Raw genomic sequence first — 14,135 nt, 5'->3', positions numbered from 1 at the left:
CCCGGCCGCGGCGATGCGGGGCCCTGCCGGAGCGCCGGGCCGATCGTCCCGCATGGTTTCCGCACCGCGGCCGACGGCAAGCCTCCATTAACGACGAATGGCCTAACTCAGGAACAGCCGCCGCGCGTCGGCGGATCCCTGTTTCGAGTATCGTCTGAGAACCCATGCGCGCATCGGGACGGCCTCCGTACTCCCACCGTGACCCCGCCCGCCCTGTTCGCGGCGGCGACCGCTCGGGCCTCTCCCTGGGAGCCCTGGCGCACCGGCTGATGGCGCTCCGCGCGAGCCTCACCCGCCGCCTCTCCGGCTCTCCCGCGGGCCTGCCCGCCCGCCCGTCCTACGGCGCGCCCGGGCGCCGGGCCGAGCCGAGCTGGCTGACCCCGCCGGGCGCGATGGTCGGCCGCGAGGGCTCCGAGCGCGCCCCGCGCGCCGCGGCGCCCGAGCCACACTGGCCGGCCCAGGTCTTCGACGACCGGGCGAGCCTCGACGCCCTGGACGCCCCGATCTTCGAGAGCCGGATCGACCGCAGCGCCTCCGCGCCGGGCGTGCTGGTGCGCCAGCCGCGCCGCCCCGCCGCCATCGCCCCCGACTACGCGCCGGCCGCGGCTCCGCTCGCGGGCCATGCGGCCGGCCATGTGGCCCACCAAGTGACCGACCACGTCGCGACGCCGGCCGCCGCGCCGGCGCCGGCCGCGCCCTCGGCGGTCCGCTACACCCGCACCCCCGATTCGGTTCTGCAGGAGCGCCGCCAGCGCGCCCTCGAGGCCGAGCGCGTCGCCCTGGAGCGCGCCCGTGCCGAGGCGCAGGCCGCTGCCCTGGCCCTGGAGACCGAGCGGGCCGCCCGCGAAGAGGCCGAGCAGGAGCGGGTCGAGCGCGCGCGGATCGCGGCCGAGGCGGCCGAGCGCGCCGCAGCCGTGCCGGCCCTGCCCGAAGCCGCCGCGCCGGACGCGGAGCCGGTGCCCCTGTGGCGCCAGCCCTTCGTCGCGCCGCCGGGCGTCCGCTTCTTCCGCACGCCGGACCGCCGCCCGGTCCGGCCAGCGGTCGAGCTGGCCGCCTCAACGGCGGCGATCGCCCCGGTCGCGGCCGCGTTGGTCGCCGCCGCACCGGTCGAGACGGTCACCGAGGCCCCGGCCCGCGACTGGTCGGACCTGCCGGACTGGTCCGAGGTCCAGCCCTGGTTCGACGGCGGCGACTGGTCGTCCGTCGATGCTTGGTCGGCCCTGGAGGCGCAGCCCGCCGAGGTCGCGCCGCCCCCGGCCGCCGTCTCGGCGCCGGCGGCGTCCGACGAGCGCTTCGTCTCCATGCCCCTCGACATCTCGCACCTGCGGTCGCTGCCGCCGCGGCCGGTCTACGTGCTCGACCGGCTCGTCCGGTTCGACCAGCCGCCGCGTCCCGCCGATGGGCAGGATAACGGGACGGAGACCGGCCAGCGGATGGACGAGGCCGCCTCGATCCGGAGCGCCTTCCTGCCGCCCGTCGCGCCGCCGGCCGCGTCGGGCCTGTCGCTGGTCTTCGGCCCCGGCAGCGCCGCGGCCGAGCCTCCGGCCGCCCCCGCGTCCGAGGCGCCCCGCCGCGCGCCGGCTCTCAGCGCCATGGCGGCCCGGGCGGCGATCCGCGCAGCCGGCCAGCCGACCGTCGTCCCGCCAGCACCCCCGGCCGTGCCCGAAGCCGGTCCCGCCCCGGTCGTTGCCGCACCGGTCGCCGCGCGTGCCGAGGCGGATCGCGTTGTGATCCCGATGACGCCGCGCCCGGTCCTGCTCCGCGGCAAGCTGGCGCCGCAGCCGGAGCCGGTCGAGACGGAGATCGAGGCGGAGATCGGGGTCGAGGCCGAGCCGGTCGCCGCTGCCGTCGAGGCGATCGAGGTCGCGGCCCTGCCGGCCCCCGCGCCGGCGTCGGTCCCCCTGGTGGCGCCGCGGGCACACCTGATCCCGGCCGGCCGCCACCTCGAGATCGCCCCCATCGAGAACGCCGATTACGAGCTGCCGTCCCTCGAACTGCTCGCCCTGCCAGCCCCCGGCGGCAGCGAGGAGGTCGACGCCGACGTGCTGGAGCAGAACGCCCTCAACCTGCAGCAGACGGTCCAGGATTTCGGCGTGCGCGGCGACATCCTGGCGGTGCGGCCGGGCCCGGTTGTCACCCTCTACGAGCTCGAGCCCGCCCCCGGCACCAAGTCCAGCCGCGTGATCGGCCTGTCGGACGACATCGCCCGGTCGATGTCGGCGGTCTCGGCCCGCGTCGCGGTCGTCCCCGGCCGGAACGTCATCGGCATCGAGTTGCCGAACGAGACCCGCGAGACCGTGTTCCTGCGCGAGCTCCTCTCGTCGGCCGACTTCGCCGAGAGCAAGCACAAGCTGGCTCTGTGCCTGGGCAAGAACATCGGCGGCGAGCCGATCATCGCCGACCTCGCGCGCATGCCGCACCTCCTGGTCGCCGGCACGACCGGCTCGGGCAAGTCGGTGGCGATCAACACCATGATCCTGTCGCTGCTCTACCGGCTGAAGCCGGAGGAGTGCCGCCTGATCATGGTCGATCCGAAGATGCTGGAGCTGTCGGTCTACGACGGCATCCCGCACCTGCTCTCCCCGGTCGTCATCGACCCCAAGAAGGCGGTCATCGCCCTCAAGTGGGCCGTGCGCGAGATGGAGGAGCGCTACAAGAAGATGGCCAAGATCGCCGTCCGGAACATCGACGGCTACAACGCCCGCATGAAGGAGGCCCGCGACCGGGGCGAGACCATCACGCGCACGATCCAGACCGGCTTCGACCGCCACACCGGCGAGGCGGTGTACGAGGACGAGGCGATGGATCTGGCGCCGCTGCCGTACATCGTGATCGTGGTCGACGAGATGGCCGACCTGATGATGGTGGCCGGCAAGGACATCGAGGGGGCGATCCAGCGTCTGGCGCAGATGGCGCGCGCGGCGGGCATCCACCTGATCATGGCGACGCAGCGGCCGTCGGTGGACGTGATCACCGGGACGATCAAGGCGAACTTCCCGACCCGGATCAGCTTCCAGGTGACGAGCAAGATCGACAGCCGCACGATCCTGGGCGAGATGGGCGCCGAGCAGCTTCTGGGTCAGGGCGACATGCTGTTCATGGCCGGGGGCGGGCGCACGACGCGGGTGCACGGGCCGTTCTGCTCGGACAGCGAGGTCGAGAGCGTGGTCGCCCACCTCAAGCGCCAGGGCCGCCCCAGCTACCTCGACGCCGTCACCGCCGACGATTCGCCCGAGGAGCCCACCAAGGAGGGCGGCCGGTCTGGCCGGGGCAAGGCGGCCGCGGCCGACAAGGCCGAGCGGTCCGACGAGCCCGAGGAGGAGGCCCCCGTCTTCGACATCGGCGCCTTCGCGGCGGCGAGCGGCGGCGACTCCGACGACCTCTACAAGCAGGCGATCGAGGTGGTGCTGCGCGACCAGAAGGCGTCGACGAGCTACATCCAGCGCCGGCTGCAGATCGGCTACAACCGCGCCGCCTCCATCATGGAGCGGATGGAGATCGAGGGCATCGTCGGCCCGGCCAACCACGCCGGCAAGCGCGAGATCCTGGTCGCCGGGGCGACGCACAGCTCGGCCGGGATGTACGACGACGAGTGAGCGGCTTCACGCCGGGCCGCGCCCTCACGGGGGCTGCCCGGGCGTCGTATCTTCGCCACAGGGCGGGTCTCTAAGCCCTGTGTCCCGCCCCCTGTTCACCGCCGGAGCCCGCCCCGCGGCTCCTCAGGAGACTCTGCCGATGATCGGCCGCCGCACCCGCACAGCCGGCTCCGTGATCGCCGCCGGGCTGTGGCTCGCGACCGCCAACCCGGCCCACGCGCAGGTCGGCGCCTTCATCGACAGCCTGTTCGGCCACAAGGAGGAGCCCGCCCCGCAGCCGGAGGCCGCCCCGGCGGCCCCTGCGCCGGCCAAGAAGGCCGCGCCCAAGGCCAAGGAGGCGAGCAAGGAGACGAGGCCCGGCACGGCCAAGTCCGGCAAGGGCGGCGACAAGGCCGCTGACAAAACCGACCACAAGGCATCCGAGCCGAAGGTCGCGGCGGTGGGCGCGCCGACGGCGATCGTCACCGCCGACTCGGCCGATCCCGCCGCGCTGCTGGCGCAGGCCAACGCCTACTTCAACGGCATCAACACCCTGACGGGCAATTTCGTGCAGATCGGCGCCGACGGCCGCCGGATCGGCGGCAAGCTGACGCTCGTCAAGCCCGGCCGCCTGCGCTTCGACTACGACCAGCCCTCGCCGCTGGAGGTGGTCGCCGACGGGACCTCGGTGGCGGTGCGCGACCGCAAGCTGAACACCCAGGACCTCTACTTCATCGCCCAGACGCCGCTGAAATTCCTCCTGCGCGAGAAGATCGACCTCGCCCGCGACCTCACCGTCACCGACGTGGCGAGCGATCCAGGCAGCGTCCGCATCAGCCTGGAGGACCGCGCCACCCTCGGCGGCACCTCGAAGATCCAGCTGTTCTTCGACGCCGAGATGAAGACCCTGTCGCAGTGGCGGATCACCGACCCGCAGGGCTACGTCACCACGGTGACGCTCTCGAACCTGCAGAAGGGCAAGAGTGTCGACAGCAGCCTGTTCTTCATCAATTATGGACGGTCCGAGGACAAGGCGATGCAGCAGCAGATCCAGCAATCGCAGAAGTGACGGGGTCGCCCCTCAGGGGGCGCCGAGCCCGGCCGCGGCGCCCGGCCGCCACCGGTTCAATTCCCGATCGATCGCGCCCTCCGTCCCGTGCAGGAACTCCGCGGTCGGCAGGCCGGGGGCCAGGGCCGCGAGGTAGCTCACCACCACCGTGCCGGACCGGGTCGCCGCGCCCCCGGGCCAGAACAGGCCGGAATTGAGCGCCACCGGCACCACCGGCAGGCCGAGACGGCCGTAGAGCAATTCGACGCCGCGCTTGAAGCGGAGCGGCTCGCCGATCGCGCCGCGGGTGCCCTCGGGGAAGATCAGGACCGACCGCCCCGCCGCGACCGCCTCCCGACCGCCGTCGATCATGGTGCGCAGGGCCTGGGTGCCCTTGGCCCGGTCGATGACGATCATCGGCGAGCGCCGGAGGAACCAGCCGACCACCGGGATCGCCAGCAGCTCCCGCTTCGCGACGATCGCCACGTCCGGCACCAGGACCAGGAAGGCCAGCGTCTCCCAGGTCGACTGGTGGTTGGCGACGATCAGGCAGGGCTCGTCCGGCAGGTGCTGGCGGCCCTCCTCGACGTAGCGCAGCCCGACGATGCGCCTGAGCCCGCCCAGGATCCCGCGCGCCCAGAGCCGCGTCGCCCTGCGGATCGGCCGCTGCGGCGATCCGGACAGGAGGAAGATCGCCAGCGGCGCGAGGAACAGGGTCGTCCAGGCGGCCCAGTAGACGGCGAACAGGAGCGAGCGGGCGTGCGCCATGACGGGCCTCGACGAGGGGCCCGGGACAGGGCAGGGCCCGGACATAGCGCCTGCCGGCCGGGCGCGCACGGCCTTTCGCCGGGCGGGCGGTGAGCGGACTGTCGCGGGCCGCGAAATCGGCTATCGGAGCGCAACGCCGTCAGAACCCCAGCGCCGCCCGTGCAATTCACCGTCACCACCTGGAACATCAACTCGGTGCGCCTGCGCATCGACCTCGTGCTGCGCTTCCTCGCCGAGCACAGGCCGGACGTGCTCTGCCTCCAAGAGACCAAGTGCCCGGACGACGCCTTCCCGCTGAAGGCCCTGCGCGGTTCGGGCTACGAGCACGTGATGTTCGCGGGCCAGAAGGGCTACAACGGCGTCGCGATCCTCTCCCGCTTCCCCCTGCACACCCGCGCCGTGATGGGCTTCTGCGAGCGCCAGGATGCCCGCCACATCTCGGCGGTGCTGGGGCCGGAGGCCGGCGCGGCCTCGGGCATCGTGCTGCACGATTTCTACGTCCCCGCCGGCGGCGACGTGCCGGACCGCGACCTCAACCCGAAATTCGCCCACAAGCTCGACTTCCTGTCGGAACTGCGCGCCTGGGGCGGCAGGCGCGTCTCCGGGCCGGCGATCCTCGTGGGCGACCTCAACGTCGCGCCCCTGGAGCACGACGTCTGGTCGCACAAGCAGCTCCTCGACGTGGTCAGCCACACGCCGGTGGAGACCGAGGCGCTGGAGGTGCTGCGCGGGGAGGCGGGCTGGATCGACGCGGCGCGCCACCTCACCCCGGAGCCGGAGAAGATCTACACGTGGTGGAGCTACCGCTCCCCCGACTGGTCGGCCGCCAACAAGGGGCGGCGCCTCGACCATGCCTGGGTGTCGCCCGACCTCGCCGGGACCGTCCGCAAGGTCGAGGTGCTGCGCGAGGCCCGCGCCTGGGAGCGCCCCTCCGACCACGCCCCGGTGACCCTCACGCTGGAGCTGTGACCGGGCGCGGAACTGCGGCGCGGTCCGAGCATTGCCCGCTCACGAACCCGTGACGTGAGCGAGCCCCGATGCGCAAGATCCTGATCGCTTTCCTGCTTCCCAAGGTCGTGTCCTACCTGCGCCGCCGCTACGGCGGCCCGCACGCCACCCGCAATCGCGCCTTCTGAGACGGCCCGGTCGTGGCCTCCGCCTGTGACCCCCGGGCGCAGGCGGAGGCCGCGGCGATGGCCCTAGATCCTGCGGGTCCCCCGCCGAGGAGCCGCACCCGATGACCCAGGACCCGCGCGAGGCCGGCCCCCGGCCGCCATTCCCTGGCGACCAGCAGCAGACCCGCCCGGGCCTCACCACGAAGATGACGCCGCGCCCCGACCACGGCGAGGAGAGCTACGTCGGCAAAGGCCTGCTCACGGGTCAGGCGGCGCTGATCACCGGCGGCGATTCCGGCATCGGCCGGGCGGTGGCCATCGCCTACGCCCGCGAGGGCGCCGACGTGGCGATCTCCTATCTCGAGGTCGAGCAGGAGGATGCCGAGGACACGAAGGCCTGGGTCGAGAAGGCCGGCCGCCGCTGCCTGCTCCTCCCCGGCGACATCCGCGACGAGGCCCGGTGCCGGGATCTCGTGGCGCGCACCGTCGCGGCCTTCGGGCGCCTCGACATCCTCGTGAACAACGCCGCCGCCCAGGTGGTGAACGAGGGCCTCGACGATCTGGCGGCGTCCGACATCGAGGGCTCGTTCCGCGCCAACGTCTTCGCCATGTACTACCTCACCCAGGCGGCGGTGCCGCACATGAAGCCGGGCGGCGCGATCGTGAACAGCACCAGCGTGCAGGCCAAGGTCGCCGACCCCAGCATGCTGATCTACGCCGCCACCAAGGGCGCGATCGCGAGCCTGACCATCGGCCTGTCGAACCTGCTGGCGCCGCAGGGCATCCGGGTGAACTGCGTCGCCCCCGGGCCGGTCTGGACGCCGATCCAGCCGATCGTGAAGAACCCCGATCAGATCGAGCAGCTCGGTGCGCAGACGCCGCTCGGCCGCGCCGGCCAGCCCGCGGAGCTGGCCCCGGCCTACGTGCTGCTCGCCTCCCGCGAGGGCAGCTACATGTCCGGGGCACTGGTGCCGGTCACCGGCGGCATGCCGATGCTCTGATCCCGCACCCGTCGCCGCTCTTTGCGGCGGCACCACGCCGTCGTCCCGAGCGCAGCGACGCGACCCGGACCCGCGGGACATCCGCCGGGCGTGGCGCTCCCGGGTCGCTTCGCTGACGCCGGTCATCGCCGGGCGGATGTTCGGGCAGACCCTCGACGGCGCGCGCGCGATCCATCAGACGTTGAGGGCGGATCGGTTCACAACGGCGGGACGGCCCTGAAGGCCGCCCGGGTCCGGCGCGCGGTGATGGCACCGCCGCGGACCCGAACGCTGACCCGCGCCATCCGGGCGCCGCCGATCCCGACGGAGACGACCATGAGCGACGCCCAGGCCCGGACCGCGCTGGTGACGGGGGCCGCCCGCGGCATCGGCCTCGCCACCGCGACCCGCTTCCTCGCCGACGGCTGGAACGTCGCCCTTCTCGACATCGACGGCCCGGGCGCGGCGGCGGCGTCCGAGCGGCTCGGCCGTCCGGAAGCCACGCTCGCGGTGACGGCCGACGTCTCCGACCCCGAGGCGGTGGCGGCGGCGATCCAGCAGGTCGCCGACCGGTTCGGCCGCCTCGACGCCCTGGTCAACAATGCCGGCATCGCGATCTTCAAGCCGCTGACCGAGACCACCTTCGCCGACTGGTCGCGGGTGCTCGCCGTCAACCTGTCCGGCCCGTTCCTGTGCACGCAGGCGGCCGTCCCGCTCCTGTCCGAGCGCGGCGGGGCCATCGTGAACATCACCTCGATCTCGGGCCTGCGCGCCTCGACGCTCCGGACCGCCTACGGCACCAGCAAGGCGGGGCTCGCGCAGCTCACCAAGCAGCAGGCCGCCGAGCTGGCGCAGTACGGGATCCGCGTGAACGCCGTCGCTCCCGGTCCGGTGGACACCGCGATGGCCAAGGCGGTGCACAGCCCCGAGATCCGGGCGGATTACCACGACGCCGTCCCGCTCGGCCGTTACGGGCTGGAGACGGAGCTCGCGGAGGCGATCGTGTTCCTCTGCTCGGAGCGCGCCTCCTACATCACCGGTCAGCAGCTCGCCGTCGACGGCGGCTTCGAGTCGACGGGAATCGGCCTGAAGACGCTGCGCGGCGCGCGCAACATCTGAACGCGTCGGCCCGATCCGCCGGGTTCGGACAGGGTTCGTTAACCCTGCCGCCGTAGCCCGGAGGCTTGGTCAACAGGCGCGGGCACCATGCCGAGACTCGGCTCCATGATCGTCGACGGTCTAGCGTTCGTCCTCGTGGCGATCGCCCTCGCGGCGGTCGTCGCCGGCTACGAGCGGAACCTGCCGGATCCGTCCGCGTCACCCGCGCTGGTCGCCGCGGGCGCCCCCGTCTGGACCGACCCCGAGACGACGGGCTCGATCGCGCCGGCCGCGGGCCCGGTCGCCCGCTGGGCGGACGCGCGACCCCCGTTCGCGGCGCCGGAGTCGGATCGCGCCGCCGGCGGAACCTGGGTGAGCCCGCCCCGCCGCTGAAGCGCCGCGGGGCGGCTCACCGGGGCTCCCGCCGCGATCACAACTGATCGTTAACTATGGTTGCCGAACCTTCCACCGCACAGCGAAGCGGAGATGCACCCATGGCGCGCGACGGCAACCGACCCCACCCGAGCGCCCTGGCGCGGTATCCGGTTCCGATCGAGCTGATCTCGGCCCTGTTCCGCGCCGACGACGCGGAGCGCGACCGGCTGCTCGCGCCGATGCCGGCCTACGGCCGCGCCCGGATCGCCGCCTACTGCGCCGAGCACGCGCGGCTCGAGGCGCTCGGCCTGAAGGTCGCGCGCTCCTGCGACGAGGCGACGCTGGTCAGGGCTGCGGGCGAAACGGTCGGCGCCGACCTCTTCGCGCGCTCGCGGGCGCCCGCACCGGCGCCGATCCAGCTCCAGGCCGCCTGACCGACCCGCCGCGCGGAAGCCCGGCCGGCCGAGAGTGTCGGCTCGATGAATGCCCGAGCCTGTCCGGGTTCACAGCGGCCGGCGCATCCTCCTGTCATCGGCCCGGCGCGTCCGGGCCGCAGGTTCAGGAGATCGTGTCATGATGCGCGCCAAGGTGATCGGCCTCGTCGCGGTGGCCGCCGCGGCTCTCGCGACCGCCACGACGGCCAACGCGGCGCCGTTCGGCTACGGGCCGCCCGACGCCGGATCGGTGATCGAGCGCGTGGCCGGAGGCTGCGGTCCGGGCTTCCATCCCAATCCCTGGGGCCATTGCCGGCCGAACGATCGCGGCTGGGGCTGGGGCGGACCGCGGGGACCCTACGGCGGCCGGCCCGGCTACGGCGGCTACGACCGTGGCTACGGCGGCTACGGCGGCTACGAGGGCCCGCGCCGGTCCTACGGCGGCTGGTGATCCGCGTCGGCGACCCGAGTTCGGGTCGCCGCGTCCAGAGCTCGGCCCGCCGCGCGCGATCCGGATCCGCGGCCGGCCGGTGCCGGGTCAGTGCTCGGCCACCGCGTTGTCCCCCTGGAACGGACAAACCCATATTCACGACGGCATAGAGCCGTATTAATCTCTTTCGGGACGCAACATAGTGTCCCGGAGATTCTTTGTCATGAGTCGCTATGTATTTGCATCCCTGATGATCGCCGGCCTCGTGGCCGGCGCCGCGCCGGCCGCCGCGCTCTCCGCGAAGGATTGCTCGGTCAAGTATCAGGCCGCCAAGCAGGCCGGCACGCTCAACGGCCAGAAGTGGAACGACTTCCGCAAGGCCGAGTGCGGTGCGGCGGCCGACAACGCCCCGACGACCGCGCCGAACCCTGTCTCGCCGACCGCGACGACCGCTCCGGCCGCGCCGCCGGCCGCCCCGCGCGCCGGGACGACGTCCGCCGCCGCGGCGTCGGCCACGTTCCCCCGCGCCGTCGATCCGAAATACGCCAAGGAATCGGCCGGCAAGGCCCGGATGCACACCTGCCTCGACAGCTACAACGCCGCGAAGGCTGCCGGCACGCTGGGCGGCATGAAGTGGATCGAGAAGGGCGGCGGCTACTACTCGGCCTGCAACCGGCAGCTCAAGGGCTGAGCGGCGGCGCTCCGGGGCGCCGAAGGCGGGCGGCCCGAGACCTGCGCCGGCGGATCTGGATCCCGGGCACCGCCGCGCGGTCCCGGGATGCTGCCTTGAAACGGCTGCGCTGACGCAGCCCAGATGTCCGCGTCACCCGGGTCGGGCAGGCCGACTCGGGTGACGGTACAGGGCCTCCGGATCGCGGGCGGTCCTAGAAGGGGATGTCGTCGTCGAGGTCGTAGCCGCCGCGGCTGCCACCGCCACCGCCGCCGCCACCCGAGGAGGCCGGAGCCGGCCGCCGCTCGCCGCCCTGGGCCCGACCGCCGCCGAAATCGCCGCCGCGATCACCACCCCGGCCACCGCCGAAGTCGCCGCCGCGGCTGATCTGGCCGCCGCCCTCGTCCTCGCCGGCGAAGTCGCCGCCCCCGCCGCCGCGCCCGTCGAGGATCGTCATCTCGCCGCGGAAGCGCTGGAGCACCACCTCGGTCGTGTACTTCTCGACGCCGGAATTGTCGGTCCACTTCCGGGTCTGGAGCTGGCCCTCGATGTAGACCTTCGAGCCCTTGCGCAGGTACTGCTCGGCCACCCGGGCGAGGTTGTCGTTGTAGATCACGACCGAGTGCCACTCGGTCTTCTCCTTGCGCTCGCCGGTCGCCTTGTCCTTCCACGACTCCGACGTCGCGAGCCGCAGGTTGCAGACCGGGTCGCCCGAACCGAGGCGGCGCATCTCGGGATCGCGCCCGAGATTGCCCACCAGAATCACCTTGTTGACGCTGCCCGCCATCGCTCTCTCCTAGTCGTACGGATCTCACAGGGCATCTGCCCGGCGGCGCGCGAACCATGCGCCCGGGCCTCCGGAGCGGCAACCGGCGGGGCGGGCTTGTGCCCGCTTTCCGCAGCGCCGACGGATAGATTTGTTCTATATCTGTTCCGTTTCGGCAGCAAGCCGCTCTCAGGCGACGCGGACGACGAGCTTGCCGAAATTCCGACCTTTCAACAGGCCGATGAACGCCTCGGGGGCGTTCTCCAGCCCCTCGACCACGTCCTCGCGGTAGCGGACGCGCCCGTCCTGGATCCAGCCGGCGACCTCCTTGCGGAACGTGTCCGCCTGCTCGGCGAAGTCCCAGACTATGAAGCCCTGGATGTGCAGCCGGTTGGTCAGGACCGCGCGCATCAGGCCGGGCAGGCGGTCCGGGCCGGGGGGCACCTCGGTGGCGTTGTAGGCGGAGACGAGGCCGCAGACCGGGATCCGCGCGAACGGGTTGAGCAGCGGCAGCACGGCGGCGAAGACCGCGCCGCCGACATTCTCGAAATACACGTCGATGCCCTTCGGGCAGGCGGCCGCCAGCGCGCCCGGCAGGTCGGACTCGCGATGGTCGATCGCGGCGTCGAAGCCGAGTTCCTCGGTGAGGTAGCGGCACTTCTCGGGGCCGCCCGCGATCCCGACGGCGCGCGCGCCGTGGATCTTGGCGATCTGGCCGACCAGGGAGCCCACGGGGCCGGCGGCGGCGGCCACCACGACGGTCTCGCCGAATTTCGGCCGGCCGATGTTGAGGAGGCCGGTATAGGCGGTCATGCCCGGCATCCCGAGCACGCCCAGCGCCGTTGAGGGCGGGGCGGCGTCAAGGTCGACCTTGCGCGAGCCCTTGGCGTCGGTGACGAAGTACTCCTGCCAGCCCGCGAAGGCTGTCAGCAGGTCGCCCACGGCGTGATCCGGGTGGTTGGAGGCGACCACCTCGCCCACCGTCTCGGCGGTGATCGGCGCGCCGATCTCGACGGGCGCCGCGTAGGATTTCGCGTCGCTCATCCGGCCGCGCATGTAGGGGTCCAGCGACAGCCAGCGGGTGCGCAGGAGGACCTGGCCGGGTCCGGGCTGCGGAACCGGCACCTCCTCCAGGCGGAAATTCTCGGGCCGCGGCTCGCCGTGCGGGCGCGAGGCCAGGACGATGCGGCGGTTCATGGCGGTGGTCATTCCGGACTCCGGGACACGGGCTTCCGCCCCGATCTGGGGCGCCGGGCCCGCGAGGCAAACGCGCCGCCGCGATCGCGCGGCCGAGTCGCGCGTTGTCCCGACTCGAGAGCGCGGAGCGGTGGCATGCGGGAGACGGCACTGGGACTCGGGCTGGCAGCCCTGACGGCGGGGGCCGCCCTGGCCGGTCCCCTCGACGGCTATCGCGACCGGGCGCGGGTGCTGGTGCTGTCGGCGCCCGAGGCCGGGGACGCGCAGCTCCGGGCGCAGCGGGCGGCGCTGGCCTCGGTCCGCACCGGCGTCGCCGAGCGCGACCTCGTGGTGCTCGAAGCGGTCGGCGCGGGGGCCGAGGCGCGGGCCCTGCGCGAGCGCCTCGGTCTGCCCGCGGACAGCTTCCGCGCGGTCCTGGTCGGCAAGGACGGGGGTGCCAAGATCACCGAAGCGGCGCCGATCGCGCCGCAACGGCTGTTCGCCACGATCGACGCGATGCCGATGCGCCGCAGCGAGATGCGCGAGCGCCGCTAGGGCCCCGGCCAGGGCTCGATCCCCTGTGAACGGCGGGGCCGCGGACACCATCGGTTAAGCCTACCGGCCTATCACCGAAACGTGTCGACGGCCGCGCACCGGCCGTCCGTTGAGGCCCGCCAGGACGTTCGGACGAGACGCTCGAATCGATGACCCGACAACAAGTCGCCACCGCCATCCGCCGCCTCGTCGACCTGCAGGTCGAGGATATCGAGCGCGCGGTCCGCGACGGCCACAAGACCATCGCGCTGAACGAGCTGGCGGACCTGAACCGCCAGCTCAAGGCCTTCGCGGCCGCCCTCAGGAAGGCGCCGGCCCGCATCTGAGCCGGATTCCCGCGCTACCAGCGCGGCCCGCCCCAGCGACGGGGCGGGATGTCCTCCGGCGGCGGGGGAGGCGGCGGCGGCCCGCGGTCGACGACCGGCTCGTCGCAGACCCGCACCCGTCGCAGCACCGGCTCCCCGTCCGGACCGAAGCGCCGCCGCACGAATTCCCGGCATGCCTCGGGGGACGCCTCCGGGGACGCTTCCGGGGGCGCCGCTGTGAAGCGGGGGCCGCGGACTTCGGGTTCGGGCCGCGGTCCCGGAGGGGGCGGGGGCGGCGGTGGCCGGCGCTCCGGCTCGTCGTCCTGGGCGGGCCCGCCGTAGCCGTGCGGCGGGTAGGGGCCGTCGAAATCGGCGGCCAGGGCCGGGCCGGCGGCGAGGATCAGGGCGCAGAAGCCGGTTCGTAAGAGGAGACGACGAGCGGGCACGGTGGCCTCGGCGTGAGCGGGCACGCGGGAATCGCGGCCATCATCGCCGGAGGATGCGACCGGGCGCCTGAACCGCCTCCGAGCCGCGGTGTCGGCCGCCGTTCAGCCGGCTACTTCTGCATCGCGTTCACTTCGCACTGGGCGTAGTCCGCGCTCGCCTTCACGTAGGCATTGAGCTTCTGCAGGTAGGCCTCGGCGATCGGCCGGAAGGCCTGCGCCTGCAGGTTATAGGCCTTGATCGCGTCGTTGTAGCTGTAGGCCTCCCAGCCGGGGCAGCCCTCCTTGGCGTCGAGGCAGGCGGGCTTCGGCGGCAGCTCCGGCTTGGCCGGGCGCGCGGAGGCCGGCGGCGGCGCGGGCGGCGTGCAGGCCGCGGCTGCCGGCGCGGCGGCGGCCG

General features: G+C 73.3%; 16 protein-coding genes. 11 read left to right on the top strand and 5 right to left on the bottom strand.

Translation table 11 applies throughout. The features are described 5' to 3' along the window. Window positions 1–164 precede the first annotated feature (164 nt). Together ACLBX8_RS29545 and ACLBX8_RS29540 are read left to right on the top strand one after the other, a co-directional pair. Window positions 165–3,596 (top strand): DNA translocase FtsK, encoded by a 3,432-nt coding sequence (locus ACLBX8_RS29545; protein WP_447701035.1) that lies wholly within the window; start codon window positions 165–167, stop codon window positions 3,594–3,596. 139 nt (window positions 3,597–3,735) lie between these two features. Then, window positions 3,736–4,644 carry a LolA family protein gene (locus tag ACLBX8_RS29540; protein ID WP_447701034.1) on the top strand — a complete coding sequence of 303 codons (909 nt, stop codon included), beginning with the start codon at window positions 3,736–3,738 and terminating at the stop codon, window positions 4,642–4,644. Window positions 4,645–4,656: 12 nt separating this feature from the next. Here ACLBX8_RS29540 and ACLBX8_RS29535 read toward each other — a convergent pair whose 3' ends face one another. Beyond that, window positions 4,657–5,391 carry a lysophospholipid acyltransferase family protein gene (locus ACLBX8_RS29535; RefSeq protein WP_132367125.1) on the bottom strand — a complete coding sequence of 245 codons (735 nt, stop codon included), beginning with the start codon at window positions 5,389–5,391 and terminating at the stop codon, window positions 4,657–4,659. Window positions 5,392–5,550: 159 nt separating this feature from the next. On the opposite strand from ACLBX8_RS29535, the gene xth reads away from it, so the two are divergent. The 7 genes from xth to ACLBX8_RS29500 all read left to right on the top strand — a co-directional run bounded on the left by xth (window position 5,551) and on the right by ACLBX8_RS29500 (window position 10,514). Beyond that, the gene (gene xth / locus ACLBX8_RS29530) at window positions 5,551–6,360 is read left to right on the top strand and encodes an exodeoxyribonuclease III (RefSeq protein ID WP_091679731.1); all 810 of its coding nucleotides are present in this window, start codon (window positions 5,551–5,553) and stop codon (window positions 6,358–6,360) included. Between the two features lie 268 nt (window positions 6,361–6,628). Then, window positions 6,629–7,507, top strand: a complete 879-nt coding sequence (locus ACLBX8_RS29525) for an SDR family oxidoreductase (protein ID WP_447716247.1) — start codon at window positions 6,629–6,631, stop codon at window positions 7,505–7,507. A gap of 315 nt (window positions 7,508–7,822) precedes the next feature. Next, window positions 7,823–8,605, top strand: a complete 783-nt coding sequence (locus ACLBX8_RS29520) for an SDR family NAD(P)-dependent oxidoreductase (RefSeq protein ID WP_447701032.1) — start codon at window positions 7,823–7,825, stop codon at window positions 8,603–8,605. 105 nt (window positions 8,606–8,710) lie between these two features. Beyond that, entirely contained in the window at window positions 8,711–8,977 is a 267-nt protein-coding gene (locus ACLBX8_RS29515; RefSeq protein WP_020092729.1) for a hypothetical protein, read from the top strand. A gap of 101 nt (window positions 8,978–9,078) precedes the next feature. Continuing rightward, window positions 9,079–9,393 (top strand): hypothetical protein, encoded by a 315-nt coding sequence (locus ACLBX8_RS29510; RefSeq protein WP_100251345.1) that lies wholly within the window; start codon window positions 9,079–9,081, stop codon window positions 9,391–9,393. Window positions 9,394–9,532: 139 nt separating this feature from the next. After that, window positions 9,533–9,844, top strand: coding sequence for a GCG_CRPN prefix-to-repeats domain-containing protein (locus ACLBX8_RS29505; RefSeq protein ID WP_091679725.1), 312 nt, complete (start codon window positions 9,533–9,535; stop codon window positions 9,842–9,844). A 202-nt stretch (window positions 9,845–10,046) separates the two neighbouring features. Then, window positions 10,047–10,514, top strand: a complete 468-nt coding sequence (locus tag ACLBX8_RS29500) for a hypothetical protein (RefSeq protein WP_091679723.1) — start codon at window positions 10,047–10,049, stop codon at window positions 10,512–10,514. 193 nt (window positions 10,515–10,707) lie between these two features. On the opposite strand, the gene ssb is transcribed toward ACLBX8_RS29500, so the two are convergent. Together ssb and ACLBX8_RS29490 are read right to left on the bottom strand one after the other, a co-directional pair. Next, window positions 10,708–11,280: a single-stranded DNA-binding protein gene (gene ssb, locus ACLBX8_RS29495; RefSeq protein WP_100251346.1), complete on the bottom strand. Its 573-nt coding sequence runs from the start codon at window positions 11,278–11,280 to the stop codon at window positions 10,708–10,710. Between the two features lie 168 nt (window positions 11,281–11,448). Then, window positions 11,449–12,468, bottom strand: a complete 1,020-nt coding sequence (locus ACLBX8_RS29490; protein ID WP_447716246.1) for an NADP-dependent oxidoreductase — start codon at window positions 12,466–12,468, stop codon at window positions 11,449–11,451. 123 nt (window positions 12,469–12,591) lie between these two features. On the opposite strand from ACLBX8_RS29490, the gene ACLBX8_RS29485 reads away from it, so the two are divergent. Together ACLBX8_RS29485 and ACLBX8_RS29480 are read left to right on the top strand one after the other, a co-directional pair. After that, entirely contained in the window at window positions 12,592–12,990 is a 399-nt protein-coding gene (locus ACLBX8_RS29485) for a DUF4174 domain-containing protein (protein WP_447716245.1), read from the top strand. A 149-nt stretch (window positions 12,991–13,139) separates the two neighbouring features. Further along, window positions 13,140–13,316 carry a hypothetical protein gene (locus ACLBX8_RS29480; protein ID WP_012320668.1) on the top strand — a complete coding sequence of 59 codons (177 nt, stop codon included), beginning with the start codon at window positions 13,140–13,142 and terminating at the stop codon, window positions 13,314–13,316. A 14-nt stretch (window positions 13,317–13,330) separates the two neighbouring features. Here ACLBX8_RS29480 and ACLBX8_RS29475 read toward each other — a convergent pair whose 3' ends face one another. Next, window positions 13,331–13,741: a hypothetical protein gene (locus ACLBX8_RS29475; protein WP_447716244.1), complete on the bottom strand. Its 411-nt coding sequence runs from the start codon at window positions 13,739–13,741 to the stop codon at window positions 13,331–13,333. A gap of 110 nt (window positions 13,742–13,851) precedes the next feature. Further along, window positions 13,852–14,135 (bottom strand): hypothetical protein (locus ACLBX8_RS29470; protein ID WP_447716243.1); only part of this gene is annotated, 284 nt, incomplete at its 5' end.

It is taken from the genome of Methylobacterium sp. D48H, from assembly GCF_053345715.1.
Note: the sequence above shows the minus strand (reverse complement) of the source record. Positions and strands in the feature narration are given on the sequence as shown.

Bases quoted from the DNA above. Each gene is read 5' to 3' on its own strand.
- ACLBX8_RS29545 (WP_447701035.1), top strand. From the start codon at position 165: ATGCGCGCATCGGGACGGCCTCCGTACTCCCACCGTGACCCCGCCCGC.
- ACLBX8_RS29540 (WP_447701034.1), top strand. From the start codon at position 3,736: ATGATCGGCCGCCGCACCCGCACAGCCGGCTCCGTGATCGCCGCCGGG.
- ACLBX8_RS29535 (WP_132367125.1), bottom strand. From the start codon at position 5,391: ATGGCGCACGCCCGCTCGCTCCTGTTCGCCGTCTACTGGGCCGCCTGG.
- ACLBX8_RS29525 (WP_447716247.1), top strand. From the start codon at position 6,629: ATGACCCAGGACCCGCGCGAGGCCGGCCCCCGGCCGCCATTCCCTGGC.
- ACLBX8_RS29520 (WP_447701032.1), top strand. From the start codon at position 7,823: ATGAGCGACGCCCAGGCCCGGACCGCGCTGGTGACGGGGGCCGCCCGC.
- ACLBX8_RS29515 (WP_020092729.1), top strand. From the start codon at position 8,711: ATGATCGTCGACGGTCTAGCGTTCGTCCTCGTGGCGATCGCCCTCGCG.
- ACLBX8_RS29510 (WP_100251345.1), top strand. From the start codon at position 9,079: ATGGCGCGCGACGGCAACCGACCCCACCCGAGCGCCCTGGCGCGGTAT.
- ACLBX8_RS29505 (WP_091679725.1), top strand. From the start codon at position 9,533: ATGATGCGCGCCAAGGTGATCGGCCTCGTCGCGGTGGCCGCCGCGGCT.
- ACLBX8_RS29500 (WP_091679723.1), top strand. From the start codon at position 10,047: ATGAGTCGCTATGTATTTGCATCCCTGATGATCGCCGGCCTCGTGGCC.
- ssb (WP_100251346.1), bottom strand. From the start codon at position 11,280: ATGGCGGGCAGCGTCAACAAGGTGATTCTGGTGGGCAATCTCGGGCGC.
- ACLBX8_RS29490 (WP_447716246.1), bottom strand. From the start codon at position 12,468: ATGACCACCGCCATGAACCGCCGCATCGTCCTGGCCTCGCGCCCGCAC.
- ACLBX8_RS29485 (WP_447716245.1), top strand. From the start codon at position 12,592: ATGCGGGAGACGGCACTGGGACTCGGGCTGGCAGCCCTGACGGCGGGG.
- ACLBX8_RS29480 (WP_012320668.1), top strand. From the start codon at position 13,140: ATGACCCGACAACAAGTCGCCACCGCCATCCGCCGCCTCGTCGACCTG.